Annotated in this window: 25 protein-coding genes and 1 tRNA gene; 9 read left to right on the plus strand and 17 right to left on the minus strand. The window is 66.7% G+C overall.

Annotated elements, in window-relative coordinates:
• Position 1 precedes the first annotated feature (1 nt).
• The 3 genes from N6C22_RS03965 to N6C22_RS03975 all read right to left on the minus strand — a co-directional run bounded on the left by N6C22_RS03965 (position 2) and on the right by N6C22_RS03975 (position 4,267).
• Positions 2-2,317, minus strand: a complete 2,316-nt coding sequence (locus N6C22_RS03965; protein WP_261649546.1) for a methyl-accepting chemotaxis protein — start codon at positions 2,315-2,317, stop codon at positions 2-4.
• A gap of 2 nt (positions 2,318-2,319) precedes the next feature.
• A complete protein-coding gene (locus N6C22_RS03970; protein WP_261649547.1) occupies positions 2,320-3,669 on the minus strand; it encodes a Tat pathway signal protein in 1,350 nt (449 codons plus the stop codon).
• 524 nt (positions 3,670-4,193) lie between these two features.
• A tRNA-Lys gene (locus tag N6C22_RS03975) sits at positions 4,194-4,267 on the minus strand.
• Positions 4,268-4,361: 94 nt separating this feature from the next.
• Here N6C22_RS03975 and N6C22_RS03980 point away from each other — a divergent pair.
• Complete coding sequence (locus tag N6C22_RS03980; RefSeq protein WP_261649548.1) at positions 4,362-5,618, plus strand: ArgE/DapE family deacylase; 1,257 nt, start codon at positions 4,362-4,364, stop codon at positions 5,616-5,618.
• 10 nt (positions 5,619-5,628) lie between these two features.
• On the opposite strand, the gene N6C22_RS03985 is transcribed toward N6C22_RS03980, so the two are convergent.
• On the minus strand, positions 5,629-6,285 hold the full coding sequence (locus tag N6C22_RS03985; protein ID WP_261649550.1) for a hypothetical protein: 657 nt from the start codon (positions 6,283-6,285) through the stop codon (positions 5,629-5,631).
• A gap of 51 nt (positions 6,286-6,336) precedes the next feature.
• On the minus strand, positions 6,337-6,504 hold the full coding sequence (locus N6C22_RS03990; RefSeq protein WP_261652578.1) for a hypothetical protein: 168 nt from the start codon (positions 6,502-6,504) through the stop codon (positions 6,337-6,339).
• 296 nt (positions 6,505-6,800) lie between these two features.
• On the opposite strand from N6C22_RS03990, the gene N6C22_RS03995 reads away from it, so the two are divergent.
• Positions 6,801-7,115 carry a hypothetical protein gene (locus tag N6C22_RS03995; RefSeq protein WP_261649551.1) on the plus strand — a complete coding sequence of 105 codons (315 nt, stop codon included), beginning with the start codon at positions 6,801-6,803 and terminating at the stop codon, positions 7,113-7,115.
• Between the two features lie 75 nt (positions 7,116-7,190).
• Entirely contained in the window at positions 7,191-8,969 is a 1,779-nt protein-coding gene (locus N6C22_RS04000) for a nitrite/sulfite reductase (protein ID WP_261649552.1), read from the plus strand.
• A 33-nt stretch (positions 8,970-9,002) separates the two neighbouring features.
• On the opposite strand, the gene N6C22_RS04005 is transcribed toward N6C22_RS04000, so the two are convergent.
• The gene (locus N6C22_RS04005) at positions 9,003-9,989 is read right to left on the minus strand and encodes a sodium:calcium antiporter (protein WP_261649553.1); all 987 of its coding nucleotides are present in this window, start codon (positions 9,987-9,989) and stop codon (positions 9,003-9,005) included.
• A 66-nt stretch (positions 9,990-10,055) separates the two neighbouring features.
• Entirely contained in the window at positions 10,056-11,195 is a 1,140-nt protein-coding gene (locus tag N6C22_RS04010) for a hypothetical protein (RefSeq protein WP_261649554.1), read from the minus strand.
• 121 nt (positions 11,196-11,316) lie between these two features.
• Between N6C22_RS04010 and N6C22_RS04015 the strand changes: the two genes are divergently transcribed.
• Complete coding sequence (locus tag N6C22_RS04015; protein ID WP_261649555.1) at positions 11,317-11,592, plus strand: DUF6360 family protein; 276 nt, start codon at positions 11,317-11,319, stop codon at positions 11,590-11,592.
• Between the two features lie 2 nt (positions 11,593-11,594).
• On the opposite strand, the gene N6C22_RS04020 is transcribed toward N6C22_RS04015, so the two are convergent.
• From N6C22_RS04020 to N6C22_RS04035, 4 genes are all read right to left on the minus strand, one after another.
• Positions 11,595-12,041 (minus strand): VOC family protein, encoded by a 447-nt coding sequence (locus N6C22_RS04020; protein ID WP_261649556.1) that lies wholly within the window; start codon positions 12,039-12,041, stop codon positions 11,595-11,597.
• An 84-nt stretch (positions 12,042-12,125) separates the two neighbouring features.
• On the minus strand, positions 12,126-12,422 hold the full coding sequence (locus N6C22_RS04025) for a hypothetical protein (protein ID WP_261649557.1): 297 nt from the start codon (positions 12,420-12,422) through the stop codon (positions 12,126-12,128).
• A 109-nt stretch (positions 12,423-12,531) separates the two neighbouring features.
• On the minus strand, positions 12,532-13,389 hold the full coding sequence (locus N6C22_RS04030; RefSeq protein WP_261649558.1) for a ZIP family metal transporter: 858 nt from the start codon (positions 13,387-13,389) through the stop codon (positions 12,532-12,534).
• A 67-nt stretch (positions 13,390-13,456) separates the two neighbouring features.
• Positions 13,457-14,314 carry an aldo/keto reductase gene (locus N6C22_RS04035; protein WP_261649560.1) on the minus strand — a complete coding sequence of 286 codons (858 nt, stop codon included), beginning with the start codon at positions 14,312-14,314 and terminating at the stop codon, positions 13,457-13,459.
• Between the two features lie 481 nt (positions 14,315-14,795).
• Between N6C22_RS04035 and N6C22_RS04040 the strand changes: the two genes are divergently transcribed.
• Positions 14,796-15,764, plus strand: a complete 969-nt coding sequence (locus tag N6C22_RS04040) for an oxidoreductase (RefSeq protein ID WP_261649561.1) — start codon at positions 14,796-14,798, stop codon at positions 15,762-15,764.
• A gap of 1 nt (position 15,765) precedes the next feature.
• On the opposite strand, the gene N6C22_RS04045 is transcribed toward N6C22_RS04040, so the two are convergent.
• Positions 15,766-17,208, minus strand: coding sequence for an FAD-dependent oxidoreductase (locus N6C22_RS04045; RefSeq protein WP_261649562.1), 1,443 nt, complete (start codon positions 17,206-17,208; stop codon positions 15,766-15,768).
• A 38-nt stretch (positions 17,209-17,246) separates the two neighbouring features.
• The gene (locus tag N6C22_RS04050) at positions 17,247-18,209 is read right to left on the minus strand and encodes a hypothetical protein (protein ID WP_261649564.1); all 963 of its coding nucleotides are present in this window, start codon (positions 18,207-18,209) and stop codon (positions 17,247-17,249) included.
• 182 nt (positions 18,210-18,391) lie between these two features.
• On the opposite strand from N6C22_RS04050, the gene N6C22_RS04055 reads away from it, so the two are divergent.
• Entirely contained in the window at positions 18,392-19,267 is an 876-nt protein-coding gene (locus N6C22_RS04055) for a RimK family alpha-L-glutamate ligase (RefSeq protein WP_261649566.1), read from the plus strand.
• A gap of 68 nt (positions 19,268-19,335) precedes the next feature.
• Complete coding sequence (locus N6C22_RS04060) at positions 19,336-20,421, plus strand: trans-aconitate 2-methyltransferase (RefSeq protein WP_261649568.1); 1,086 nt, start codon at positions 19,336-19,338, stop codon at positions 20,419-20,421.
• Between the two features lie 18 nt (positions 20,422-20,439).
• Here the strand turns inward: N6C22_RS04060 and N6C22_RS04065 are convergent, their stop codons facing one another.
• The 4 genes from N6C22_RS04065 to N6C22_RS04080 all read right to left on the minus strand — a co-directional run bounded on the left by N6C22_RS04065 (position 20,440) and on the right by N6C22_RS04080 (position 23,988).
• On the minus strand, positions 20,440-21,120 hold the full coding sequence (locus N6C22_RS04065) for a haloacid dehalogenase type II (RefSeq protein ID WP_261649570.1): 681 nt from the start codon (positions 21,118-21,120) through the stop codon (positions 20,440-20,442).
• Entirely contained in the window at positions 21,117-22,094 is a 978-nt protein-coding gene (locus N6C22_RS04070; RefSeq protein ID WP_261649572.1) for an aldo/keto reductase, read from the minus strand. Before N6C22_RS04070 ends, N6C22_RS04065 begins: the two co-directional genes overlap by 4 nt.
• Before the next feature lie 90 nt (positions 22,095-22,184).
• Positions 22,185-23,039: a hypothetical protein gene (locus N6C22_RS04075; RefSeq protein ID WP_261649573.1), complete on the minus strand. Its 855-nt coding sequence runs from the start codon at positions 23,037-23,039 to the stop codon at positions 22,185-22,187.
• Between the two features lie 55 nt (positions 23,040-23,094).
• On the minus strand, positions 23,095-23,988 hold the full coding sequence (locus N6C22_RS04080; protein WP_261649575.1) for a winged helix-turn-helix domain-containing protein: 894 nt from the start codon (positions 23,986-23,988) through the stop codon (positions 23,095-23,097).
• A gap of 185 nt (positions 23,989-24,173) precedes the next feature.
• On the opposite strand from N6C22_RS04080, the gene N6C22_RS04085 reads away from it, so the two are divergent.
• Complete coding sequence (locus N6C22_RS04085) at positions 24,174-25,259, plus strand: bifunctional 2-polyprenyl-6-hydroxyphenol methylase/3-demethylubiquinol 3-O-methyltransferase UbiG (RefSeq protein ID WP_261649577.1); 1,086 nt, start codon at positions 24,174-24,176, stop codon at positions 25,257-25,259.
• Between the two features lie 55 nt (positions 25,260-25,314).
• Positions 25,315-26,175 carry an alpha/beta fold hydrolase gene (locus N6C22_RS04090; protein WP_261649579.1) on the plus strand — a complete coding sequence of 287 codons (861 nt, stop codon included), beginning with the start codon at positions 25,315-25,317 and terminating at the stop codon, positions 26,173-26,175.
• Positions 26,176-26,248 lie beyond the last annotated feature (73 nt).

A 26,248-nucleotide genomic window follows, 5' to 3' on the forward strand; every position in this document is an offset into this window, starting at 1 on the left:
GTCAGTCCTCGCCGCTCGGCGTCGGTGAGTCTTCGAGCTGTCGGTCGGCAGGCGTCTCCGTGGCTGCGGCCTGGCCGTCGACGTCGGTCTCGAAGCGGTCGAGCGCGTCGCTCAGCTGTCTCGCCTGCTTGGCGAGGCCGTTCGCGTTCTTCGTCACCGAGGACAGCGCCGAGGTCTGTTCCTCGGTCGCTGCGGCGACGCTCTCGGTCTCGGCGGTGGTCTCTTCGGCGATACTCGCGGCGTCTTCGACCATCGAGACGACCTCCTGGGTCGTCATGGACTGGCGCTCCGCCACGGTCGAGATCTCCTGGACGCCGTCGTTCGTCTTGCGGGCGTACTCGGCGATCTCGTCGAGTGCGTCGACCGCGTTCTCGACGGCATCGACGTGCGTCTCGATGCTGGCTGCGGTCGTCTGCACCTCGTGTGCGGTGCGGTCGGTCTCGTCCTGCAGGTTCTCGAGGCTGCCTTCGATGGACTGGACCGCTTCCTTCGTGTCCTGGGCGAGGTCTTTGACCTGCTGGGCGACGACGGAGAACCCTTCCCCGGACATCCCGGAGCGGGTCGCCTCGATGTTGGCGTTCAGCCCGAGCATGTTGGTCTGGTCGGCGACCTCGGAGATGAACTCGATGAGCTCGTCGATCTGCTCCATCTCGGCCTCGAGCGATTCGATGGCGTCGACGGCGCGCTCGGACTTCTCCTCTATCTCGCGCATCCCGGCGATGGCCTCCTGTGCGGCCTCCCGGCCGCGGTTCCCGGTCTCGGCCGTCAGTTCGGCGATGTCTGCGACCTCGTTCGAGGAGACGGCGACCTCCTCGATGGTGGCAGAGAGGTCACTCATCTCCTGTGAGACCTCCTGGAAGCGGTTGCTCTGTTCCTCGGCACCGTCGGATATCTGCTGGGTGGAGGCCGTGACCTGCTGACTGGACTGCTGGACCTCTTCGGCCCCGGCGACCACCTGTTCACTCGCGGCGGCGACGTCGGTCGCGAACGCGTTGATGTGGTTCAGGGTCTTCTCCATCCCGGCGACCATCGCGTTGAAGTCGGTCGCGATCTGCTCCATCGCCTCGCTCTCGCTCTGGGTGTTCATCCGCTGGGTGAGGTCACCCTTGGCGATGGCCGAGAGGGTGTCACCGTACTCGGTCGCCTTCTGCTCCAGGTGGCGGTTCATCTGCTCGGCCTCGCGGCGGCGGCGGTCGGCGGCCTCGCGGGCCTCCTTCGCCTCCGTGATCTGTTCGCGGAGCGAGTCGCGCATCTCCGCGAGCGTCGCGGCGAGTGTGCCGATCTCGTCGGTCCGCTTGGACTCGATGTCGGCGTCGAGGTCGCCGTCACGCATCTGGCGGGCACCGCCGGCCAGCGAGCGCAACGACTTCGTGGTGCTGCGGCCGATGGTGACGCCGACCAGACCGAGCGAGACCAGTGCGACGGCGATGAGGCCGCCGAGTCCCTCGCGGACGGTCGAAGTCAGCGCGTAGGCGTTCGATGTGGGGGCGTGGATGAGGACGACCCAGTTCGTCGAGTCGAGCGACGCGTAGCCGACCAGTTCACCGTCCTGTGTCTCCTCGACACCGGAGGGGTTGCCCGCCGCCCGGTCGAGGACCAGTTGCTGGTTCTGGTCGGTGAGGTTGGCCCCGCTCTCGGGTGATGCGACGACGGTTCCGTCGGTCGTCACGACGCGGGTGAAGCCCTCGGCGACCGGCTGTTCGAGCTCGGTCGTTTCCCCGGTCGGGTTGATCATGAACACGACGACGCGGTTGTCGACCCGCGGCACCGGCGTGAGCACGGCGACGACGGGGAAGTCAGCGACGGGGATGCTGAACGGCTTCGAGACGTACACTTCGTCGGGGCTCTCGAAGCCCTCCTTGAGTTTCGAGACGAACGGCGCGCCCTGTTTCGCGGGCTTGACGCCGACGAACTTGTCCTTCGAACTCGTGATGACCTGGCCCTTCGAGGTGTCGACGTAGTGGATGGCGACGACCTCGTCGGAGACCTGGCCGTCGTTCACGAGTTCTTTCAACTTCGGTTGTATCTGTTCGGGGTCGTCCGTCTGGAGTTCGTACAACTCAGAGACGGTCCGGGCCTGGCGTTTGTTCCCCTTGATCCACTGGTCGAGTTCGTTCGCCTGCACCTGGGCGGCAAGCGACAGGTCGCCCTCGGCGTCCTGTTTGACCTCGGCCGCGGTCTGGGCCTGGACGAGGTAGCCGGCGACCAGCATGAGCAGGACGGCTCCGAGGAGCGCGAACCCGAGCTTTCTGGCGTAGCTCCGGCGCACCCATCCCCACGGCGTCGGGATGCCGGAGCTGTCTGTGTCTTCCGCCATTGTCACGGGTTGGCCGGGGGCAACGCGCGAAGGTCACGCGGCGGCACCAGGTAGGTTCCACGGCTCTGCACCTTGAAGTGGCCCTGGATACCGTGGTCTTTCAGCTGGACCTCGGACTCGGCCGGGTCGGGGTCGTCGGCGTTCCAGTCGACGAACGCCATCGCCTTCCTGACGCTGATGAAGTCGTCGATGCTTCGCTGGTTCGAGATGAACTGGGTGTGGGCGCGACCACCGTCCGTCGAGGGGAAGTCACGGCGCAGGAGCAGCGGCCGGCCGTCCTCCCAGTCGGGGTCGTCGACACGGGCGCGGGCCAGCTTCTGTGCGTGGCCGACGACGCCCTTCTCCTCGGCGTCCTCGGCGGTCTCCGTGGCGGCCTCTCCCATCGACTTCTCGTCGCTGGGGGCACTCGTCGGTGCGAGTTCGCGGCCGAACCTGCCCGTCTCGTCGAGGGTGTGGCTCGGGCTGTACATCCGCTCGATGCGCTCTTCGATGTCGTGCTTGTTGTACCACTGCTTGACGTTGTTGTCGAGCAGCAGCGACACCTGCTCGGTGGTGCCGTCGGCGAAGGGCCCCTCCTGGATGGCCACGTCGTCCTCGCTCGGCTGGCTGTCGGTGAACAGCGACTTGAAGCCGAAGAAGACGGACGCGCCCTCCTCGATGGGGTTCTTGCCCTGGAGGTCCTCGTCCCACCGTTCCTTCGGGTTCCCGATGAAGCCGGTCCGGCGGTCCGTCTTCTCGAACACGCCCGAGAGGTCGGTCTCGACGTCGACACCGTTCACCTCGTCGACGGCCCCGAACAGCGCCTCCTCGGCCTCCAGCAGCACGTGGGCGTGCTTGCTGGCGAGATGCAGGTGGGCGTCGGCGTGGTCGGCCGTTATCTGCCCGCTACTGGCGATGTCGGTCTCGTCGATGATGTCCTCGGGCGGCCGCATCCCGGTCCCCTCCGGGAGGTCCTCGTCGAACCGGTCGAAGTACGACAGGGAGTACCCGATGGTGAACATCAGGCCCTCGTTGTCCCACTCGTAGGCGTCTTCGAGCGTCCGGAGCGCGGCTTCGACCTGCTCGCGGTCGTCCTCGGTCGGGGTGCCGTCGCCGGTGTAGTCCAGCAGGAGCTGGAGGTGGTGCGCCGGCGTCTTCGCGAGGCCGGTCAGCCCGTTCTTCGGCATGAAGTCGTTCCAGGCGTACTGCCGTTCCGGCAGGCCCTCGGTGCTTCCCTGGAGCACCGGTTCCCCGCGGGCCTTGGCCGCGAACATCGCACTGGTCCCACCGATGGCGAGTGCGGTCTTCATGAACTCGCGCCGTTCTATCCCGTGGTCTTCGTCATCCGTCGACCTGCTGTGTGGACAGGGCATGCTATGACAACCACACTGTACTTATATGTAATAAAATTAATCACCAATCCACATGGCCTATGGTTTTATTACCCTTGGTCACCGGGCTTGCTTCAGTTCTGCCCTCACCCGACTGCAACGAAGCGGCGTCTAGAAGAATCAATTTACCAACTCACCCGTTACGATTAAAATCTTCTGGATGGGAAGCTATCGGACGGTGGTACGTCGGCGGATTCACGGGGAGACGGTGAACGACTCCGAACCCGACGACAGGTCCGTGGTGGAAGAGCCGCTAGCCGCTTCGCTGCTCACGAATAGTTTGCAGCAAAAGCGGGCCGGGAGGGACTTGAACCTCACTCGCTCCGCGTTCGCTTCGCTCGCTGGTTCACGTTCTCCATGGCGTTTTCACTGCTCACTATCGTTCGCAGGAAAACGGGCCGGGAGGGACTTGAACTACGCCCAGACGTGCTCGCTTCGCTACGCTCGACTGGTCTCTTCAAGACCCTCAAACCGCTTCGCTCGTCACGTCCGTGACTTCGCAGAAGCGGGCCGGGAGGGACTTGAACCCCCGACCGTCTGGTTAAAAGCCAGACGCTCTGCCGAACTGAGCTACCGGCCCCGTACTGCGAAATTGTTCCGGCGACAGTTAAATGGTTATCGTTCTGTCGGGGCGTAGCGAGGGTGTTTTAGCGCCCCGTGTCTTGCTCGCAAATATGACCGCATTCGCCGGCTACGACGAGGAGTTGCGGGCGTTTCTCGAGGAGCTGTTGCGATTCGACACGACCGATGGGGGTGAACTCGCGGCCCAGCGCTGGCTTCGCGAGCAGTTCGAGTCGTTCGGGTTCGAGACGTACGAGTGGGTGGCCGACGCGGACGAACTGGCCGCACACCCGTCGTTCCCGGACGACCCTGCCGAGATCGAGACGGTGGCCCGGCCGAGCGTCGCGGGTGTGGTCGAGCTCGGGGACCCGGAGGCGGGGCCGACCATCGTCCTGAACGGGCACGTCGACGTGGTGCCGGCGACCGAGAGCGCGTGGGACACGGACCCCTTCGAGCCGACGTGGAACGGGTCCGAGGTGACGGCACGGGGCGCGGCGGACATGAAATCGGGGCTTGCGGTGGCGGTGTTCGTGGCCCGCCATCTCGCCGAAGTGGGCGAGTTCGACGGGCGAATCGTGGTCGAATCCGTCGCCGGCGAGGAGGAGGGTGGTATCGGGGCGGCCGCGGCGGCACTGTCGAACCCGTACCCGTTCGACCGGGACGCAGCCATCGTCACCGAGCCGACCGAACTGGACGTGGTGACGGCGGTCGAGGGGAGCGTGATGATGGAACTCCGGCTGGAGGGCCGGTCCGCGCACGCGGCGACGCGCTGGCGCGGCGAGTCGGTGCTCCCGCACTTCGAGACCATTCGGCGGGCCTTCGCGGAGCTGGAGGCCGAGCGCGAGGAGCGCGTGACCCACCCACTGTACGAGGAGTTCCCCATCAAGTGGCCGGTGAGCTTCGGGACGGTCCAGGCGGGCAACTGGGCGTCGGCGGTTCCCGACGAGCTGGTCGCACAGGTCCGTATCGGCGTCGCCCCGGGTGAGACGGTCGCCGACGTGGAGGCCGAGTTCCGCGAGCGCCTCGAATCGGTCGCCGAGGAGAGCGAGTGGCTCAGCGAACACCCGCCCGAGTTCGAGCGCTTCTCCATCCAGTTCGAGTCGGCCGAGGTCGACCCCGAGGAGCCGGTCGTCGGGGCGGTCCAGGCCGCGGCCGCGGCGGCAGGACTGGAGCGCGAGCCACGCGGCGCGACCTACGGGGCGGACAGCCGACACTACGAGGAAGCAGGCATTCCGACGGTGCTGTTCGGGCCGGGAAGCATCGAGCAGGCGCACTTCCCGAACGAGACCATCGACTTCGAGGACGTGCTGACGGCGGGGTCGGTACTGGTCGATGCAGTCGAGCGGTTCTGCCGCGAGAATCAGCGGTAGTCCGCGAGAATCAGAGGTACGCGTCGAGGGCGTCCGCGACGGCGTCGTCGACCGATTTGCTCTCGATGGCGGCGTGTCGCCGGAGCTCCCGGTACACGTCCGCGGGGAGCGTCACGGTGAGTTCGCCGAGGTTCACGTCGTGTTCTGCCAGGGCGTCGTCGACGGGCACACCGTCGTTGACGGCGCTGGCGATGGTCCGCACCTCGCGGACGGTGAGCTCGCCGTCGAGGGTTGCCCAGGCGAGCTGGAACCGTGCCTCGCCGCCGACGCGGGCGATGTGCTTGGCGGCGGTCGGGGCGATGTGGCCCATCGCGACGTGCCGCCGGATGGACTGTGGCAGGTCGTGGACGCGGGCCCACTTCCGGATGAAGGAGACCGTCGCGGGGTCGCCTGCGCGCTCGGCAGCGACCTTGTAGGACCCCGTGCCACGGACGAGGGCGGCACAGGCGGCGGCACCGCGCAGCATGTAGACGTTGTCGCTGCCGCCGACGGTGTTCTGGGCGAACTGGCGGACCGTCTCGGCCGCCTCGGCGACGCTCTCGGGGTCGTCAGGGTCGAACTCGACCGCGTCCCGGGCGCGCTCGCCGGTCACGGCGGGGTCGCCACGGATGACGGGCTCGCCGACCGGCGATTCGCGGCCGGCACCGGGTGGAGGGTCGTCTGTCATAGACGTGGGTTTCTCGGCATCAGTGAAAAACACCTCGCTGGTGTGCGTGGGTTACTCCTCGTCGCGCTGATCGGAGAGGTGCTCCCATATCTCGGTACAGCCCGCGCCCACGTCGACGTCACGGAGGTGCTCGTCGTGGCGCTTCTTCTTGCCACGTCGCTTCGTTGGCTCTTCCTCTGTCTCGGCTTCGTGTTCGTGTTCGACGTCCTGCTGTGTCATCTGTCTCCCTCCGGTTCGTACAGCTCGGGAGCGACGTCTGCTGACGCGTGCTGGCGTTCGGGAGTCGACTCGTCTGTCATCGACCCTTCCTATGTCAGCTACAGGTATAACCCGCCCTGCAGCCACAATCGTGTCCGCCACTACCTGATACCGGATACTGCGGCCGGTATCTGTGACGCCGCTACGTCGGGCGATTCGGCCGCCTGCTGGTGGTTGGGGGCGCGGGCGGCGTCACCGACGACGCGAACCTTTGCACGAGGCGACGGAAGGAGGCGTCCCGACGCCATACAGGAGGTATGGCCACGCAACTACGGGTCCTCGACGACGGCGCGTGGATCAGCGTCAACAACGAGCGCCAGGTGCCAAACAGCGACATCTGGCCGCTCGCGACGACCGACTTCTGTGACTGTGACATCGCCTACGTGGTGCTCGAAGCGTTCACCGAGGTGGGGGTCAATCGCCACCTCGTCGAGGTGTGTGCGGTCGGGCAGTGCATCGACTGCGGGACCGAGGGATTCCTCGACTGGCTGCCGGTTGGCCGGGTCAGCGAGGGCGAATTCCATCCCTTCGACCCCACCCAGCTCCGGGCGACGCTCGAACCTGGCAAATAGTTCCGGTAGTCGGGAGTACCGGGGCTACCTGACGAGGGAGGCGCTGGTTTAGTGCTAGAGACGGTATGCGTTTCTATGCCGACTGACGTCGAGGAGTGGAAGTCCGAGCTCTACGGCACGGACATCCGCGCCCATATGGAACGGTTCGCCGAGGAGGGCTGGGACGCCATCCCGGAAGACGAGCGAGACGCCTGGTTCGAGCGCTTCAAGTGGTACGGTCTGTACCACCAGCGCGCCGGACAGGAGTCTTACTTCATGATGCGTATCGGGCCGCCGGCCGGCGTGCTCGAACCCGGCCAGCTCCGCAAGATCGGCGAGGTCGCGAAGGAGTACTCCCAGGGTCCCGCCGAGAACCCCGAGTTCGGGAACGGCTGGGCCGACGTGACTACCCGCCAGGCCATCCAGCTCCACTGGATCAACATCGAGGACGTGCCCGCCATCTGGGACGAACTCGAATCCGTGGGTCTCTCTACCCTGCAGGCCTGTGGTGACTCGTGGCGCAACATCGTCGGCTGCCCCGTTGCCGGCAAAGACAAGCACGAGCACGTCGACGCGCTGCCGACCATCCACGAGCTCAACGACCGCTTCAAGGGTAACGAGGAACACTCCAACCTGCCCCGGAAGTGGAAGGTCTCGGTGACGGGCTGCCGCGAGGGCTGTGGTCAGGGCGACATCAACGACCTCGCACTCGAACCCGCCACGAAGGAGATCGACGGCGAAGCAGTGAAGGGCTACAACATCCGCGTCGGCGGTGGCCTCTCCCGGAACGAAGAGCGGTTCGCCCGCGACATCGACGTGTTCGCGACGCCCGAGCGCGTCGCCGACGTCTCCGGCGGTATCTCCGCGCTGTTCCGCGAGTACGGCGACCGCGAGAACCGCTACAACGCCCGCATCAAGTTCCTCGTCGACGAGTGGGGCACCGAGAAGCTCCGCGAGACCTTGCAAGACGAGTTCGTGGACTTCGAACTCCACACCGCCGGCGAGGACCTGCGTTCGGAGTACACCTACAACGCCGGCTACGAGAAGGGCGGCCACCACGACCACGTGGGTATCCACGAGCAGGCGGACGGCAACTACTACGTCGGCCTGAACTGCCTCGTTGGCCGTGTCGGCGCGGACGACGTCATCGCGATGGCGGACGCCGCCGAGGAGTACGCCTCCGGTGAGGCCCGCCTCACCCAGCGCCAGAACATCATCCTCACGGACGTGCCCGAGGAGAACCTCGACGACCTGCTCGCCGAGGACGTCTTCGAGCACTACTCCCCGGACCCGCACCCGTTCATGCGCGGCTCCATCGCCTGTACGGGCACCGAGTTCTGCTCGCTCTCCATCGTCGAGACGAAGAACCGGCAGGTGCGCTACGCCCGCTGGCTGAAGGAGAACGTGGAACTCCCCAACGGTGTCGAGGACTTCCACATCCACCTCTCGGGCTGTACGGCCTCCTGCGCCCAGCCCCAGATCGCGGACGTCTCCCTGCGCGGCATGAAGACGCGCAAGAACGGCGAGCCCGTCGAGGCCCTCGACATCGGTCTCGGTGGCGGCCTCGGCGAGAACCCGCACTTCGCGGAGTGGGTCACCGAGCGCGTCCCGGCCGACGAGGTGCCGGGTGCCATCGAGAACCTGCTCGCGAACTTCGAGGAGCAGCGCGAGGGCGAGGAAAGCTTCCGCGCCTTCGTCGCCTCGCGCGACGCCGAGGAACTCGCCGAGCTGGTCGACCCCGAGGAGACCAGCTACGAGGACCCGTTCATGCACAACACGAAGCGGACGTGGTACCCCTACGCCGAGGACGACTCCATGGACGCGAGTCCCGCCCCGAACGCGGCGGACGGCACACCGCTGTCGGCCGACGACTGAGGTCGCTGGCACGCCACTTCGTCGCGTCCCTCGTCACTGCGCGGCGAACAGCAGCAGTCGGCCGCTGACGAAGGCGAAGTACGCGACGACCATGTAGAACCCTTCTCTCCTGCCGAGACTTCCTTTCCCGAGCGTCCACACCCACCCCAGTACGACGACGCCGGCGAGTATCTTCACCGGGAGGTCCCACACCACGACGGCCTCGGGGACCTGGTACGTCGAGATGGCCCCGCCGAGCCCGATGGCGAGCAGCGGGTTCACGATGTTGCTCCCGACGAGGGTCCCGACGGCGATGTCCGGTGCGCGCCGGCGCAGCCCCTCGAACACGGTCGAGAGTTCGGGTAGGGCCGACGCGAGCCCGATGGTGACGAGCCCGACCATCGACCCGCCGAGCCGGAGCCGGGCGACGATGATCTCGACCGTCTCGAGGACGACGTACGAGCCGACGACGACCCCGACCAGCCCGAGGAGCGCGATGAGCGCGTCGCGTCCCACGCGCTTGCTCTCGGGCTCCGGCGGCACCCCGCCGCGCTCGCGGTGCGTCACGGCGTAGTAGGTGTGAGCCACGTACGCCGCCAGCAGGACTAGCCCGTCGACCCGTGAGATGGTCCCGTCGAAGGCGACCGCCAGGACGAGCACGGACGCCAGGACCATCGGGACGAACGTCGAGGTGAGGAAGACCTGGCGAGGGCGATACCGGCCGTACCCCACGAGGAAGATACCGAACAGCAACAGCTGCTGGGTCACCGACGAGCCCATGTTCCCGCCGAGGACGGTCGCCGACGTGACCGTGTAATCGAGCGCCCCCGAGACGATGCCGAGGGAGGCGATGACGTGCGAGCCGATCTCGGGGAGACTCGTCCCGACGGCGACGATGGTCACCCCGACGACCACGTCCGGCACGTCGTAGTGCTTCGCCAGCCGGATGAGCGCCCCGACCGCCGTCTGGGCACTCTTGACGAGTATCGCCAGGGCGAGTGCGCCCACGAGTAACGGCTGGAGCGTCGAGACGTCGACCATGGTTGTCCAGTCGGCGGACTGGTACTTGAGGGTTGTTCGAGACCGAAGGCCCCCGACTGGTTCGACCTACCTGACGCTGACATCGCTGAAGACGGTGTTCGTCTTTCGACGCGCCGCCAGCTCCAGCGAGCCGTCGAACGGCGCAGGAGACACTCCAGTCGGTTTACTCCCGCGGGTGACCCCCAGATGGTGGTTGTCGGCCCAATCGCTCGATTTGTAGAGGTACGTCTCGACACCGGGTTCGATGGGTTCCTCCAGTGGCCAGTGGCCCCCGTCCTCCTCCCCGAACAGCTGGACGTAACTCCCTGGTTCGAGCCGGACACCGGACTCGATGACCATCTTCACGTACCGGTCGTCGTCCGACAGCGTGGCTGCTACCTTCGGGACGCGCTCTCGCGCGGTCGGGAGCCACGACGGTTCGGTCACCGTGACCTCGCCGAGAGAGTCGAGCGTGAACTGGCTCGCGTATCGAATCTCGTTCCCGTCTCGTTCCTGTATCTGGTAGGTCGCTTCGACGGACCGAACGACCGCGTTCTCGTCGATTTCGACCGTCGCTGAGAGTGTCTGAATCGTCCCCTGATGGTACCCGGGAATCGCCGACTCGTCTTCGACGGTGTCTGTCTCGACTTCCCAGACTGCGGGGTACTCCTCCTCGACCAGCGTCGGTTCGTTCCAGTCCCCAGCACGCAGCAGGGGTTCGAGCTCTTGTCCCCACGTTATCTCTTCGACGGAGTACCCCTCGCTGTCGTTCCCGTAGGTGTAGTGGTCACCCATGTCCTCGCGCCAGAGGGCGTCGGTACCCGACCGGAATATCTCGAACGGGGCTCCCCCATCGGTTCGCGTCCACGAGCCGAGCGCGGCTCTATCGTCGACTCGGTGCGATTTCTGCCACTTGATGTGCGAGCGTTCGACGTCTATCTTCGACCACTTCGTCTGGAAGCTCGCGCTTGCGAGCGCCTGGGTGTGGAACGAATAGAGAAACCGACCGATACCGTCGTCTGAGAGGCCACTCGGATACTCCAGTTCGCCAACTCGGCCCGTCGTCGTCTGTGTCTCGGGCGCTGTCGCAGTCGCGGTTGCAGTGTCCGTCTTCGTATCGGTCTGCACGGCTTGCGTCCCGGTCGTCGTTTCGTCGCCAGAACTCAACCGCAAACAGCCCGCAGCGGCCACTCCGGAGAGCGCCCCCAGCAACGCTCGTCGTTTCATACGCGAATCTATCAGGATATCTTGATAAGCGTGCTGGCTGTCAGGTCCTCCCGGCCCCGCCACCCATCGCACACTCGCCGCCGACGAGCGGCCTAAGTGCCCTCGCACCCTGTGCCCGAACATGGCTGACCGACTGCTCAAGGTCAACGCGTACACGACCCTCGACCTCGTCGACGCCGAGGCGCGGGGCCACGACTTCACAGAGGAGGGCTTCTCGGTGGCGAACGTCACCACCGACGACGACGGCAAGGTCCTCCTGCAACTTGAACTCGACAACATGACGGAACAGAACCTGCCGGCACACGTCGACGAACTCTCGCTCGACCCGGACCAGGCGCGGACGCTGGCGGCGGCGCTGGAGAAGAGTGCCGAGAAGACGGCCGGCGGCGGCGAGTAGTCTCAGATATCGAGCGTCCTGAACGGCGTCTCCGGCGGTGGGGAGCTCGTGTTGAGTTCCCACTCGACGCCGTTGGTGTCGACGACGAAGGCCGCCGACTCGCGCTGGTCGACGTCGCAGTCGAGGTCGCGGGCGCGGTCGCAGATGTCGCCGAGTTCTCCCTCGCTCACCGAGAGCGCGATGTGGTCGACGTGACCGCCGTCGGGAGCCGAGGGGTCGTGCGAGAGCGCCAGTGCGAGCCCGTCGCGGCCGACGAACGTCAGACCGGGCTCGACACCGGCGTCCCTGGCGTCGGGCCAGTCCACACCCTCTGGCAGGGCACCGAAGTCACCGTCGAGGCTGCCCTCTCTGAACAGCACATCGAGGTCGAACAGCTCACAGTAGTACGATTCCGCGGCGGCCACGTCGGGGACGGCGAGCGCAACGTGATGCAGGCCACCAATTGTCATATCTAAGATAACGGACTGGACAGGTAAAAAGACCGTACCGGTGGTGGGTACGGCCGCGCCAGTTCGTGGGGCTCACCTGCCGTCTCAGAGCGACGGGTACCACGAGCTGGCGGCGCGCTGGACCGCCCGGAGGTAGCCGGACCAGGCGGCCAGTGGGGCGAACGCGAGCCCGGCACGGCCGCTGCGGCCGTCGGACTCGTCGAACGTCGGGCGGACCGTGACGGTCGCCTCGCACGACGGACAGTCGTACGCGGTGCCCGTGGGGTGGTCCGCGAGGACCCAGTCGCCGTCGATCGGGGACTCGTGGTCGCAGGCCGGGCAGAACAGCGTCGCCTTCGGTCGGCCGGCGCTGATGCCCGGGGTGGAGGATGTTGTGGGCATACGCGAGGCTCAGGGCTGGAAGAACAAAAGCACACGCTGAGGATGTCACACGTACGCAACAGGGCTGTTCACACGACTCTGGCGGGGGTCGCCCGGGCGGGTGACTGGCTCACGCGAGCGCCACGTCGAGCGAGAGCATCACCATCACGCCGACCATCGTCCCGAGGGTCGCGATGCGCTCGTTCCCGCGGGCGTGGGTCTCGGGCATGATCTCGTCGCTGATGACGAACAGCATCCCGCCCGCGGCGAACCCCATCGCGTAGGGGAGGATCGGCTCTGCCATCGAGACGGCGAGCGCGCCGAACAGCGCGAGCGGAATCTCGACCAGCCCGGCCCGGATACCCGCGAAGGCGGCGTAGAACCGCTTTCCGAGGCCGGCGTTGATAGCCGCGATGGAGACCGCCAGCCCCTCGGGGATGTTCTGGATACCGATGGCGAGCATGAGCGAGATGGCGTTGCCCAGCGCGCTCTGGCCGTCGACGGTCGCGCCCGGGTGGATGGCGGCCGAGCCGAAGCCGACCCCGACCGCGAGTCCCTCGGGCATGTTGTGCAGCGTGATGGCCACGATGAACAGCAGGACTGAGGCGACCCGGGCGTCATCGCCGCGGCCCTCCATGCGCTTTCGCCCGGTGATGGCGACGTGGACGTGAGGCACCCACTCGTCGGCCCGGTCGAGCAGCGCGACGCCGGCGAAGAAGCCGACGACGACGGGGAACAGGTTCCCGCCGGCGAGTTCGATACCCGGCAGGATGAGGCTCGTGAAGCTCGCCGAGAGCATCACGCCGGCGGCGAACCCGAGCGCACCGTCGAGCGAGCGCTGTGACGGGTCTTCCCAGACGAAGACGAGTAACGCGCCGAGCATGTTCATCCCGGCGATGACGAGGCCGCCGACCAGCCCCCAGAGCAGGGCGCTGTGGCCGAACCACAGGGTGAACTGCTGTTCGACGCTCGCGACGAATCCCGGCATTCGTCCGGGGCTACTCGGCCGCCAGAAAAGAACGTTGCTACCCCGTCGTCGTCGTGCAGTCGGGGCCCTATTCCCCGGCTTCGGTGAGCCGCGCCAGCTCGTCGTCGGTCAGGTCGATGGCCGACGCCGCGACGTTCTCCTCCAGGTGCTCGATGCTCGACGTGCCCGGAATCGGCAGGGTCACGTCGGAGTGGTGGAGCAGCCACGCCAGCGCGATCTGCTGGCGCGAGGCGTCGTGGGCCTGTGCCACGTCGTCGATGGTATCGCCCACCGAGTCGAGGTCGCCCGCACCCAGCGGGAACCACGGGATGAAGCCGATGCCGTACTCCTCACACGCCTGCAACACGTCCTCGTCGTCGCGGTGACCGACGTTGTACTGGTTCTGGACCGTCGCTATCTCGACGATGTCGCGGGCCTGGTCCAGTTGCTCGACCGTGACGTTGCTCACGCCGACGTGGTCGACGACGCCGTCGTCCTTGAGTTCGGCGAGGGCCTGTATCGAGTCCTCGAAGTCGGTGTCCGGGTCGGGCCGGTGGTACTGGTAGAGGTCGATGCTCTCGACGCCGAGGCGGTCCAGACTGCAGAGGTGCGCATTTCTCAGATAGTCCGGGTCGCCCATCGGCAGCCAGTCGCCATCGCGGTTCCGCAAGAGGCCGCCCTTCGTCGCCACGACCAGGTCGTCCCGTGTCGTGTCCAGCGCCTCGGCGATGAGGCGCTCGGAGACCCCCGGGCCGTAGGAGTCCGCGGTATCGATGAGGTCCACACCGAGGTCGACCGCGTGCTGGAGCACCTCGTGGGCGTACTCCTCGTCCTCGGGTCGGCCGATGATGTCCTCGCCCGTGAGGCGCATCGCGCCGAAGCCGAGTCGCTTGACCGTGTATTCGCCGCCGATGTCGAAGGTGTCCGCCTGATTCTGGACTGGCATAGGTGTGGGTAAGAAATCGGGTTCTGGACTGAAAGGTATCCGTGTCGCGGTGGATTGGGAGGGGGAATGAGGCGGTGGGTGCTGGACTGGGAATCTGGCGTGCGCGGCCGAGCGTGGTGAGCGCGAGGCGACGGCGTCGCCTCGACGCGAACGGGGAGGAACGACCCGTGAGCTAGTGAACCCGCGAGGCGGAAACGCGCGAGGGATGAGGACCACAGTGGAGCGAAACGGAGTGGAGCAGAACGAGGACCGCAATCGGCTGGGGAGGGTGTGGTGCGGTTGCGGTGTGGCGGTGCTGTGCGGTGGCGGTTTCCAGTGCCACCAGCGCGAGTGAACTGCTAGTCGAAACAACCAGTTCTTCGAGTCGTGGAGACGGATTCGTCCAATCTCGCGCCAATCGCGACGCCATGCGATTTCCACCCTGGCAGCACTTCCTCCAGCAGTACGACCTTCAACCCTCGCCACCTACACAACACCCAACATGAGCAAGTGGACCCTGGCCGACATGCCCGACCAGTGGGGGAAGACCGTCATCGTCACCGGCGCAAACAGCGGCCTCGGCTTCGAGGTCACGAAGGCGTTCGCGGAGAAGGGCGCGACGGTCGTCATGGCCTGCCGGAGCGTCGAGAAGGGCGAGCAGGCCGTCACGAAGATCCAGCAATCGGTCCCGAACGCGGACCTCGACGTGCGCGAGTGCGACCTCGCCTCCCTCGAATCGGTCCGGGTCTTCGCCGAGGCGTTCAAGGAGGACTACGACGAACTCCACGTCCTCTGCAACAACGCGGGCGTCATGGCCATCCCCCGGCAGGAAACGCAGGACGGCTTCGAGATGCAGTTCGGCGTGAACCACCTCGGACACTTCGCGCTGACGGGGCACCTGCTCGACACGCTCCACGAGACCGAGGGCGAGACCCGGGTCGTCACGCAGTCCAGCGGCCTGCACGAGCGCGGCGAGATGGACTTCGAGGACCTCCACGGCGAGCAGTCCTACGACGAGTGGGACGCCTACGCCCAGAGCAAGCTGGCGAACGTCCTCTTCGCCTACGAGTTCGACCGGTTGCTCGACGAGGCCGAGATAGAGAACGTCCTCAGCGTGGTCTGCCACCCGGGCTACGCGGCGACGAACCTCCAGCGCCGCGGCCCCGAGCAGTCCGGGTCGACCCTGCGACTCTGGATGATGAAAGCCGCGAACGCGGTGCTGGCGCAGTCCGCGGCGAAGGGGGCGCTGCCGATGCTGTACGCCGCGACCGCTTACGACGTTGCCGGCGGCGAGTACGTCGGGCCGGGCGGGCTCATGGACATGCGGGGCTACCCCGAGAAGCAGCGTTCCAGCGACCGGTCGTACGACGTGGGAACTGCAGAACGGCTCTGGGAGGTCTCGGAGGAGCTGACGGGCGTCGAGTACGACTTCGGCGTCCGGGCGACGCTGGACGGTCGAGAGGGGCGGTGACTCACGCCATCGCGCCGCGGAGCACCTTCGCCGCGGTCAGGATGGGGTCCCACACGGGCGCGAACGGCGGGGCGTACGCGAGGTCCGTCCGTTCGAGTTCGGGGACCGTCGCGTCCTGTTCCAGCGCCATCGCGAGCACGTCGATGCGGATGGCGGCCCGGTCCGCGCCGACGATGGTCCCGCCCAGCAGGCGTTTCGAGTCGCGGTCGGCGACCAGGGTGACGGTCGTCTCGGCCCCGCCGGGGTAGTACCCCGACCGCGAGCGCGAGGTGATGGTCTCCGAGACCGGGTCGAACCCGTGCTCGCGGGCCGTCTCTACGTCCGTGATACCGGTCCGGCCGCACTCCAGGTCGAACGCCTTCACAACGGCGGTGCCGGCGATGTCGCCGACGGGTTCGGGGTCGTCGTCGGTACCTGCGACGGTCTGGCCGATGGCGCGCCCGGCCCGGTTCGCGGTGAGGCCGAGGGGCACCCAGTCGGGGTCGCCCGTGACGGCGTGGCGCATCTCGGCCACGTCGCCGGCGGCGTAGACGCCCTCGACGTTCGTCCGGCCGTAGTCGTCGACCGCGATGGCACCCGAGTCCCCGATGGCGACAGGCGTGTCCTCGATGATGGCCATGTTCGGCCGGATGCCGATGCCGACCAGCGCCATCTCCACGGCGATGGCCTTCCCGTCGAAAGCGATGGCCTCGACGGTCCCCTCGCTGTCACTCCGGATGCCCTCGACCTCGCTGTTCATGTGGAGGGTGACCCCCTGCTCGCGGAGGTGGTCCTCGACGCGTTCGGCCACGGGCTCACCGAACGGTTTCAGGACGTGCTCGCTGCGCTGGAACAGGTGCACGTCGAGGTCGTGCGCCGAGAACGCCTCCGCCATCTCGATGCCGACGTAGCCGCCGCCGACGATGGCGACCGACTCCGGCGGTTCCATGTTGCCGTAGTGGGTCACCTCGGCCTCGTCGACGTAGGGTTCGCCACCGATGTCGGCGACGGCGTCGGTTTCGGGGCCGAGCAGGAACGCCCGTGTCCGGGCCGCCGAATCCAGCCCGTGCATGGTGAACGCGCCCTCGCAGCCCGCGCCGTCGATGGGGCTCGTGACGGCGTGTGCCCCGGTCGCGACGAGCAGGTCGCCGTACGGTTGCTCGAACGTCTCGTCGTGGCTCCCGCGAACCGTCACGGTCTGTGCGTCGGTGTCGACCGACAGCACCTCGTGGTGGCGTTTCAGGTCGATGCCACGGTCGGCGACGTCCTCCGGGGAGAGCGACAGCAGCCGGTCGAGCGATTCGACCTCGCCCTTGACGAAGTACGGCGTCCCGCAGTGGGCGTAGGACACCCACGACCCCTTCTCGAAGACGACGACCTCGCGGTCGGGGTCCTCGCGTTTGCACTTGCTCGCGGCGCTGAGGCCAGCCGCGTCACCGCCCACGACGACGAACGGGTCTGTCATATCTAGTTCCTCTCACGAGGAGGCAAAGACAGTTCCCCCTACTGATACGGGCTGTGTCCACATGCCCCGCCGACCGACAGCACCCACTCGCCACCGATCGTCGCCTCCCCGGCCGCCGGGTCTGCGAAGGTCGCCCACTGGCCGACGTCGACGATGTCCTGGGCACATGCTGGCCGGTCGTGGGTCGCCGAGGACCCGACCTCGTAGGCCACGGTGTGGCCGCGCACATCTCTCGGTAGTGTCGGGGTCGTCCACCGGTACACCGCCGGATCGGTGTCACCGTCGAGCCGGAGGGAATCGGCCGACCGGGGTTCGTAATCCTGGACCGCCACGAGTGGGTCGGCTCGCTCGTGTCGGTCGTACTCCCCGTAGTCGTGTGTGACGGTGAGCGAGACGGCTTCCGCGTCGCTGTCCCACCCGTGGGCGTTGACGCCTGGAATGAGCGTCTGTGACTGTTTGAGGCCGAACCAGCCGTTCTCCTGGGCAGCCCTGTACTGGACGTGCAGCTTCCCGAAGGGTTCCCGCAGGTAGGTGACTTCCGTGTCGAGCCGTGCCCAGTCGTCCGGGGACCTGTCGGTTCTCGTGCGCTGTCGGTTCCAGAACTGCGTCGCCTGGTCGTGTGTCCGTGGGGCGTCGCCGGGGCTTCCTGCGATTCCGACGAACTCGCGCAGGTGGCCGGCCGCGACCGTGTCGATGACGTGGGCAGTGATGCGGTGGGTTCCGTCGAGCGACGGCCGGGCCTGGAGGGTCATCCGCCCGTCGTCTGCCCCGACGGCTTCGAGGGCGTCACGACGCCGTTCGTCGAGTTCGGTCGGGCTAATGTGCTGGTCGTACGACCGGACGGCTCGCGTCGCTCCCGTCCCACTGTCGTGTCTGGAGAAGACGTCCGCAGTGCTTGAAGCACCGGTACTCGGGAGTCCCGAGGTGGTGGGAACGAGGCTGGTCGCCGCGAGCCGGCTCAGAACGCTACGTCGAGTCGTGGAGGGACCGTTGTCGTGCATCGTACTCGAAGGACCTGTGTCCAGTTCGTCTCGACGTTCGGAACCACTGCTGAAAAACCTGTCTGGAAAAATATGTTCCTCTGACGGTCGCTCGGTACCTCCCGCTCACGTCGGATGATACCCGACCGAGGGGGGCAACTTCACCGGTCGAGTTATTTCATCCCGTCTCATTGTCGGACCAGATGCCTCACGTCGCCTTCGCAACCAGCGCCGACTCTGCCGACCTGACCGACGACGACCGACAGCTCGCGGCCGCCCTTCGCGAGCGCGACGTGACCATCGACCCGGCCGTCTGGTCCGACGAATCCGTCGACTGGGTGGACTACGACGCCGTCCTCGTCCGGTCGTGCTGGGACTACCACAGTCGAATCGGCGAGTTCGAGGACTGGGTCACGGCGGTCGCGGCGGAGACGACGCTCTGGAACACACCGTCGACCATCTGCTGGAACAGCCACAAGTTCTACCTGCGCGACCTCGCGGGCCGTGGCATCGAGACGGTTCCGACCACCTACGTCTCGGGGGCGGATAGCAGGTCGCTGGAGGCGATTCTCGACGCCAACGACTGGCGCGAGGCCGTCGTCAAACCCGCCGTGAGCGCCGGCACCGACCAGATCTGGCGGACCGACCGGGCCCGTGCGGACTCGCACCAGGAGCGCTTCGAGAGCCTGCGGGACCACGAGGACATCCTCGTCCAGCAGTTCGTCCCCGAGATATCAGATGGCGAGTGGTCGCTCGTCTTCGCCGACGGTGCGTACACCCACGGCGTCCTGAACCGTCCCGAAGCGGGCGATTTCCGGATACTCGACCATTTCGGGGGCAGGCGGCCCGTCGAGTCGCCACCTCCCGACGTTCAGGAGGCGGCAGGGGCGGTCGTCGCCGCCGCGACCGACGAACTCGGTGAGGTCCCACTGTACGCCCGCGTCGACGGTCTCGAGGTGGACGGGACGTTCACCCTGTTCGAACTCGACCTCGTCCAGCCGTCGCTCGGTTTCGACCGCCACCCGGCCGCGGCAGGGGTGCTGGCGGACGCCGTGGTTGAACGCCTCGACGAACTGTAATCTGGGTTTCTGAGTTGTCTGACGCCCCGACACGACCGTTTAGTGTCTTGAGCCACTTCTGTACGGGTATGGCAACCCTGGCCACGGATGCGGAGCGCGACGCGTTCGCCGAGCGGCTCATCGGAGCCCTCGCCGGCGCGTTCGACGTTTACGCCATCTACATCGGCGATACCCTCGGGCTCTACCACGCCCTCGCCGGTGACACCCCCCTCACGGCAGCCGACCTGGCGGCCGAGACAGCCACCCACGAGCGGTACGTCCGCGAGTGGTGCGAACAACAGACGGTCTCCGGCATCCTCACCGTCGACGACCCGGCGAAATCGGCCGAGGACCGCCGGTACGCCCTCCCCCCGGCCCACGTCGAGATACTCACCGACCTGGAGAGCGAGCGCTTCATGGCACCGTTCGCCCAGCTGTTCGTCGGTGCCACGAGCCCGATATCGGCCGTCGTGGACGCCTTCCGGACGGGCGAGGGCGTCCCACGCGAGGCGTACGGCGACGACTACCGCGAGGGCCAGGGACGGCTGAACCGCACGGCCTACCTCGACCTGCTCGGGCGCGAGTGGATCCCCTCGATGCCCGACGTGGACGCCACCCTCCAGCTGGAGAACGCACGGGTCGCCGACGTGTGCTGTGGCCACGGGTTCGCCGGTATCGGCGTCGCCGACACGTACCCGACGGTCCACGTCGACTCCTTCGACACCGACGAGGCTGCGGTCGAGTCGGCCAGGCGTCACGTCGCCGAGTTCGGCCTGGTCGACCGGGTCGACGTCCAGCAGGAGGACGCGGCCAGTCTGCGCACCGACGACCACTACGACCTCGTCCTCGCGTTCGAGTGCATCCACGACCTCGCGGACCCGGTCGGTGCACTCACCGCGATGCGTGACCTCGCCGGCGACTACGGGACCGTCCTCGTGATGGACCGCCGGGTCGGCGACGGTTTCGGCGACGAACTGGAGTACGACTGGCTCACCTACGGCTGGAGCATGCTCCACTGTCTGCCGGTCGGGATGGCCGAACAGCCGTCGGCCGAGACCGGCGCGGTCATGCGTCCGGACACCCTGCGGCGGTACGCCGAGGAAGCCGGGTTCGACCGGGTCGAGGTGCTCCCCATCGAACACGAGCGCAACCGCTTCTACCGCCTGTACCCCTGACCTTCTCCCGATTCGTCGCTATTCGAGCCTCGCGACCAGTTCGTCGAAGCCGTCGACCGCGAGGTCCGGCTCGTCGCCGAAGGGTTCCCACGGGTTGTCCTTCCGGTTCACCCAGACACCCTGCATCCCGGCGTGTTGAGCGCCCAGTACGTCGAACCAGCCCGCGGTGACGTGGGCGATCTCGTCGATGGACGTGCCGGTGCGGGCCGCGGCGTGGCGGTACAGTTCGGCGTCGGGTTTGAACACTTCCACCTCGTGGGCGCTGACGACCCCGTCGAGCAGGTCACCGATGTTCGCGTGTTCGACCATCGAATCCAGCATCTCCGGGTTCCCGTTCGAGACGACGTAGGTGTCGTAGCCGGCGTCTCGCAGGCGTTCGATACCGTCGCGAACGTCGTCGAAGACGTCCAGTTCGTGGTACACCGCCAGTATCTCGTCGCGTTCGTCTTCGGTGACAGCCACGTCGTGGGCGTCCAGTGCGTACGTCAGGGCGTCGCGGTTCACCTCGTAGAACGGCTTGTACACGTCGACGTGGTTGCCGACGAAGGTGTATTCGAGCGACCGGGCGCGCCACAGTCTGGACACCGGTTCCGGGTCCTCGACGCGGGCGGCGAGGGCGTTCTCGGCCGCATCCACGTCCACCAGCGTGCTGTAGGAGTCGAACGTGACCGTCGACACCTGTGACCGGTCGAAGCTCATACGTCACCGATGTCGCGGTTCCAGACGGGCGTGATGGGCGCTTCGAGGCGCTCCATCTCCTCGTCGGTCAGGTCCACGTCCAGTGCGCCCACGTCCTCGTCGAGGTGGTCGACCGACTTCGGGCCGACGATGGGGGCGTCGACGAGTTCCTTGTGCAACAGCCACGCGAGGCTGACCTGTGTCGGGGTCGCGTCCTTCTCGTCTGCGAGTTCCCGCACCACGTCGAGTACGGCCCAGCCGTCCTCGGTGAAGCGCTCTCGCGTGTACTCGTCGGTCGCGGCGCGGCCCTCCTCGGGCTTCTCGCCGCGCTCGTACTTGCCCGAGAGGAACCCGCCGGCGAGGGGCGACCACGGGATGACCCCGATACCCTGGTCCCGGCACGCGGGCAGGACGTTCGCCTCCTCGTGGCGGTCGACCAGGTTGTACTCGCACTGCATCGAGACGAAGCGCTCGTAGTTCTCCACGTCGGCCTCGTACAGCGCCTTCGTGAACTTCCAGGCCGGCATCGAACTCGCACCGACGTACCTGACGACGCCCTCGTCGACGAGGTGGTCGAGTGCCGAGAGCGTCTCCGAAATCGGCGTCTCGTCGTCCCAGCGGTGGATCTGGTAGAGGTCGATGTAGTCCGTGCCCAGCCGGTCGAGGCTCGCCTGCGCCTGATCGAGGACGTGCTTTCGCGAGAGGCCGCCGCCGTTCGGGCCGTCGCGCATCGGGAAGTACACCTTCGTCGCGATGGCGAGTTCGGAGCGGTCGTACTCCTCGATGGCCTCGCCGAGAATCTCCTCGCTCTCGCCCGTCGAGTAGATATTTGCCGTATCGAAGAAGTTGATGCCGCGCTCTCTGGCGCGGTCGATGACGTCGAGGGACTGCTCGCGGTCGTGGGTCATCCACGGCTGACTGGTGCCGAAGTTCATGCAGCCGAGACAGAGGCGCGAGACCTCCAGGCCGGTCTCGCCGAGTCGTGTGTACTCCATGGGGATGGAGTCGTGCGCCGGGCAGGTGTAGGTTGGGTTGGCGGTAGTCCCAGCGTCTTCCCACCCGGCAGAATCGCTTATCTCCTCATATCACGGGTACAAGACGGTTGTCGGGCCCTGCCCGGGTCGCATACTCCGTGTCTCGTTCTTGGCCTCACTCACCCAGTCCGGCTTCGTGACGTCGACCGGTCCCGGCGTGATCTCGAGATAGAACCTGTTACCCATCTCCGCATAGGCGTTGACGATCAATCCATCGCCTCTGACTGTGAAATTCGCTGTCGGGGCCGTGTACTGGAAGTACCTTGTACCGTCTTCAGTCCACGTTTCATCGAGCGTGAAGTTGCCTTCTCCCTGTTCGACAATCTGGGTCAGCAGATTGGCGATTCCACTTCCTGCGTGTGCCGTCTCGAAGTCCTGGTACTCCTGCCGCATATACGAAACGTCCGAGGAGCCAGCCTGCGACCGCCGTCTGAACGAGTCACCCGATTCGTTCAGGAACGCGACCAACTCTGTCGGCGCAGATTCGTCGGGGGTCCGTACTGGATACGACAGCCGTCGCGTAGTCCGCCGTTTTTCATCGATGTCGCTTTTCATCTCCAGTCGACTGTACTCGGCCCACCGGGAACTCCCGTTGTCGTATTCGACCTCCGTTCGCTGCATGTACCGTATGGAGTAACTGACAGTCGAGATGACTGAAACGTGTTCGTCTATCAGTCTGGACGCGTTCGTCACCCCCGATTTGCCGACACCGGCCGGATACGCGCCAGCCGGCAGGGTCGACTCCGTGGACGTGTCAGTCACTGTCTGTCCTTCTGTCGAATGCGTATCCGACGCTTCGACGGCAGTGGTCCCGGTGTCACTGGTGGGTGTCTGTCCCAGTCCCGCACACCCCGCAGTCACGACCATCAGACCAACCAGGAAGAGAGCGGTCAGTTTCGTGGTCATGCCCGGAATTGTTATCTGGTATACAAAAACGTTCTGCCCGGTAGACAGTATCTCCCTACTCGGTGTGGGTCGACCCCGACGACCTGTCCGTACACTCGTCCGCACCGGCCTCGATGGGTTCCGAGCGCTCGCGATAGGTCTCGAACACGCGCTCTGCCCACCCCCTGGCGATGGCGGAGTCGGTGTCCACGAACACCCGCATGGTCCCGGTCTCGTCGTCGTAGCCCCCGATGGCGACCCGGTCGTCGAAGATGGCGAGCCCGTAGGGGAGAGCGTCTCGAGTCCGCAGGGTGAGGTGTCCAGCGTCGATGGCCTCGCGGGCGCGGTCTGGGTAGGCCTCGAACAGGTTCTCGACGACGGTAGGGAGGTACAGTATCTCGGTCTCGACCCCGTCGAAGAGGTGCTCGTACACGCTCGCCAGCCCCGGCGGGGCCATGTGGGTAGTGTTGAACCCCCGGAACGTCTCCGTCCGCTCCAGCAGGGAGACGAACCGGGCGACCGGTCGGTACGGGTCCGCTGGGGTGGCGGTCGTGACGGTCGCGTCGGCGAACGGCCCGACGACGAACTCCTGGTGGTCCTCGCAGATGACGTCGAGCAGCGGCGCGAGCGACGACCCGGCCCGCAGGTTCCGGTCGAACGTCACCAGCTGCTCGGCGTACACCTGCCCCTTCCCGGTCAGCCGGAAGTGGTCGTCCTCCCGGACCGCCAACCCCTCTTCGGCGAGCCAGCGAGTGAACCGGTGGCTCGTCGCCCGGGAGACGTCGAGTTCGGCTTCGATATCCCGGCGGTCCAGCGGCCCCGAGAGGAGGGCTTCCAGCACCTCGCGGTGCCTGACGACGGCGACGAGGTCGTCGGTCGGCAGGCGCTCGTCCGCTCCGGCGGCCGGCGTCGGCTCGGCCGCGAGTTCGAGGGTCGTCTGCAGTATCTCGTCGAGTATCTCGTTCGGCATCGGTGGTCCTCCCCGTGGCGTTTCGTGATACTTGTTCACACAGCTGGTTAGCTCTATCTCCGTTTCGTGGGTCGCCACTGGGACACACGTGACCGGCCTCTTCGTTCACGCCCTGAGACGGTTCTCATGGCCCGTACACCGTCTCGGTAAGTGACTATAGAGTGTCACGTCTCCTCTCGGTAGCCATGGGACAGACGACCACCCAGGCCAGCAAGGAACAGTTCATCGAGCGCTTCGTGGATGCCGTCGACGGTGCATTCACCATCTACGCGATATTCCTCGGCGACCGGCTCGGCTACTACCGCACCCTCGCCGAGGCGGGCCCACTGACCACCGCCCAGTTGGCGGCCGAGACCGACACCCACGAACGCTACGCCCGCGAGTGGTGCGAGCAGCAGGTCGTGACCGACGTGCTCACCGTCGACGACCCGGGACTCCCGGCCGAGTCTCGCCGGTACGCCATCCCCGAGTCGCGCGTCGAGCCGCTGACCGATGCCGACAGCCTCGACTTCCTCGCCCCGCTGGCACAGGTGTTCGTCGGCGCGGCTGCACCCATCGAGGCGGTGCTGGCGGCCTACCGGACCGGTGATGGCGTCCCCTTCGACGCCTACGGGCACGAGATGCACGAGGGGCAGGGGCGGATGAACCGCGCCGCGTTCCTCCACCAGCTCGGCCAGGAGTGGCTCCCTGCGCTCGACGACGTGGACGAACGCCTGCGGTCGGTCGGTGCCCGGGTCGCCGACGTGGGCTGTGGCCACGGGTACTCGGCCATCGGCATCGCCCGGTCGTATCCGACCGTGACCGTCGACGGGTACGACCTCGACGAGGCCTCGGTCCGGGCAGCCCGCGAGCACGTCGCCGAGGCGGGGCTCGAAGACCGGGTGACGGTCCACCAGCGGGACGCGGCCGAGGCGACGACCGACGAGCCCTACGACCTCGTGACCGCCTTCGAGTGCGTCCACGACATGTCCGACCCGGTCGGCGTGTTGCGGACGATGCGCGACCTCGCCGGCGAGGACGGGACCGTCCTCGTGATGGACGAACGCGTCGGCGACACCTTCGGCGAGGAGGCCGACTTCGACTGGATGATGTACGGGTGGAGCATCCTCCACTGTCTGCCGGTCGGGCTGGCGGACCAGCCCTCGGCTGCGACCGGGACCGTCATGCGAGCCGGGACGCTCCGCGAGTACGCCGACGCCGCCGGCTACGACCGGGTCGAGGTGCTCCCCATCGAGAACGACTTCTTCCGGTTCTACCGGCTCACGCCGTAGTGCGCCGCTAGCCTCGCATTTTATACTGGATTGCCTCGCTGTGGCGCGTATACACATGGCACGACCCGCGCAGCCACACCGAACCGACCAGTTCGTCACGGTCGCCGACACCGAGATTCACTATTCGGCCTGGGGTGACCCCGACGACCCCGTCGTGGTGTGCGTCCACGGTCTCTCCCGGAACGGGCGGGACTTCGACCCGCTCGCCCGCGAACTCGCCGACGAGTACCGCGTCATCTGTCCGGACATGCCCGGCCGCGGGCTCAGCGAGTGGGCCGACGAACCCGACACCGAGTACGCGAAGGCTGGCCTCCGGGAGACCGTGTTGGGCTTTTGCGACGCGCTCGACCTCGAGGAGTTCCGCTACGTCGGCACCTCGATGGGCGGCCTGCTCGGGATTCCACTCGCGGCCGGTCCGCTCCGCGACCGAATCACGCACCTGGTCTGCAACGACATCGGGCCGGTCCTCACCCACTCCGAGGTCGGCGTCGAACGCATCGTGGACTACCTGACGAACCCGCCGGTCTGCGACACCGTCTCCGAACTCGAGGCCTGGTACCGCGAGACCTACGCCACCGCGAACCCGAAGACCGACGCCCAGTGGCGACGGTTCACCCTGACCAGTATGCGACGGCGAGACGACGGTCGCGTCACCCGTGACTACGACGAGCGAATCGTCGCCCCGTTGCTGCGCAACGACGAATCCGACGCCGAGGCGTGGGCGAACTGGGAATCGCTGGACTGTCCGGTGTTCGTCGTCTGGGGCCGCGAGTCGGACATCCTGCACGAGGAGACGGTCGAGGAGATGCTGGAACGACGACCGGGGATGGAACTGCTCGAACTCGACTGTGGACACCCGCCGGGGTTGAACGACGAGACACAGATTGCACCGATCAGGGACTTCCTGGCGGCGTGACCCCCGCCAGTAGCCCGGCTCGTCTCCCGTTCGAACACAAGAGGTTTACTCTCACTATCTGTTCATGACGATA

Origin of the sequence: Haloarchaeobius sp. HME9146, from assembly GCF_025399835.1 — an archaeon.
Lineage (GTDB): Archaea > Halobacteriota > Halobacteria > Halobacteriales > Natrialbaceae > Haloarchaeobius.

Bases quoted from the DNA above. Each gene is read 5' to 3' on its own strand.
- N6C22_RS04020 (WP_261649556.1), bottom strand. From the start codon at position 12,041: ATGACAATTGGTGGCCTGCATCACGTTGCGCTCGCCGTCCCCGACGTG.
- N6C22_RS04080 (WP_261649575.1), bottom strand. From the start codon at position 23,988: ATGCCGAACGAGATACTCGACGAGATACTGCAGACGACCCTCGAACTC.
- N6C22_RS04015 (WP_261649555.1), top strand. From the start codon at position 11,317: ATGGCTGACCGACTGCTCAAGGTCAACGCGTACACGACCCTCGACCTC.
- N6C22_RS04070 (WP_261649572.1), bottom strand. From the start codon at position 22,094: ATGGAGTACACACGACTCGGCGAGACCGGCCTGGAGGTCTCGCGCCTC.
- N6C22_RS03980 (WP_261649548.1), top strand. From the start codon at position 4,362: ATGACCGCATTCGCCGGCTACGACGAGGAGTTGCGGGCGTTTCTCGAG.
- N6C22_RS04055 (WP_261649566.1), top strand. From the start codon at position 18,392: ATGCCTCACGTCGCCTTCGCAACCAGCGCCGACTCTGCCGACCTGACC.
- N6C22_RS04030 (WP_261649558.1), bottom strand. From the start codon at position 13,389: ATGCCGGGATTCGTCGCGAGCGTCGAACAGCAGTTCACCCTGTGGTTC.
- N6C22_RS03985 (WP_261649550.1), bottom strand. From the start codon at position 6,285: ATGACAGACGACCCTCCACCCGGTGCCGGCCGCGAATCGCCGGTCGGC.
- N6C22_RS04050 (WP_261649564.1), bottom strand. From the start codon at position 18,209: ATGCACGACAACGGTCCCTCCACGACTCGACGTAGCGTTCTGAGCCGG.
- N6C22_RS03990 (WP_261652578.1), bottom strand. From the start codon at position 6,504: ATGACACAGCAGGACGTCGAACACGAACACGAAGCCGAGACAGAGGAA.
- N6C22_RS04040 (WP_261649561.1), top strand. From the start codon at position 14,796: ATGAGCAAGTGGACCCTGGCCGACATGCCCGACCAGTGGGGGAAGACC.
- N6C22_RS04045 (WP_261649562.1), bottom strand. From the start codon at position 17,208: ATGACAGACCCGTTCGTCGTCGTGGGCGGTGACGCGGCTGGCCTCAGC.
- N6C22_RS04060 (WP_261649568.1), top strand. From the start codon at position 19,336: ATGGCAACCCTGGCCACGGATGCGGAGCGCGACGCGTTCGCCGAGCGG.
- N6C22_RS04005 (WP_261649553.1), bottom strand. From the start codon at position 9,989: ATGGTCGACGTCTCGACGCTCCAGCCGTTACTCGTGGGCGCACTCGCC.
- N6C22_RS04085 (WP_261649577.1), top strand. From the start codon at position 24,174: ATGGGACAGACGACCACCCAGGCCAGCAAGGAACAGTTCATCGAGCGC.
- N6C22_RS04025 (WP_261649557.1), bottom strand. From the start codon at position 12,422: ATGCCCACAACATCCTCCACCCCGGGCATCAGCGCCGGCCGACCGAAG.
- N6C22_RS03970 (WP_261649547.1), bottom strand. From the start codon at position 3,669: ATGCCCTGTCCACACAGCAGGTCGACGGATGACGAAGACCACGGGATA.
- N6C22_RS04065 (WP_261649570.1), bottom strand. From the start codon at position 21,120: ATGAGCTTCGACCGGTCACAGGTGTCGACGGTCACGTTCGACTCCTAC.
- N6C22_RS04075 (WP_261649573.1), bottom strand. From the start codon at position 23,039: ATGACCACGAAACTGACCGCTCTCTTCCTGGTTGGTCTGATGGTCGTG.
- N6C22_RS04010 (WP_261649554.1), bottom strand. From the start codon at position 11,195: ATGAAACGACGAGCGTTGCTGGGGGCGCTCTCCGGAGTGGCCGCTGCG.
- N6C22_RS04000 (WP_261649552.1), top strand. From the start codon at position 7,191: ATGCCGACTGACGTCGAGGAGTGGAAGTCCGAGCTCTACGGCACGGAC.
- N6C22_RS04090 (WP_261649579.1), top strand. From the start codon at position 25,315: ATGGCACGACCCGCGCAGCCACACCGAACCGACCAGTTCGTCACGGTC.
- N6C22_RS03965 (WP_261649546.1), bottom strand. From the start codon at position 2,317: ATGGCGGAAGACACAGACAGCTCCGGCATCCCGACGCCGTGGGGATGG.
- N6C22_RS03995 (WP_261649551.1), top strand. From the start codon at position 6,801: ATGGCCACGCAACTACGGGTCCTCGACGACGGCGCGTGGATCAGCGTC.
- N6C22_RS04035 (WP_261649560.1), bottom strand. From the start codon at position 14,314: ATGCCAGTCCAGAATCAGGCGGACACCTTCGACATCGGCGGCGAATAC.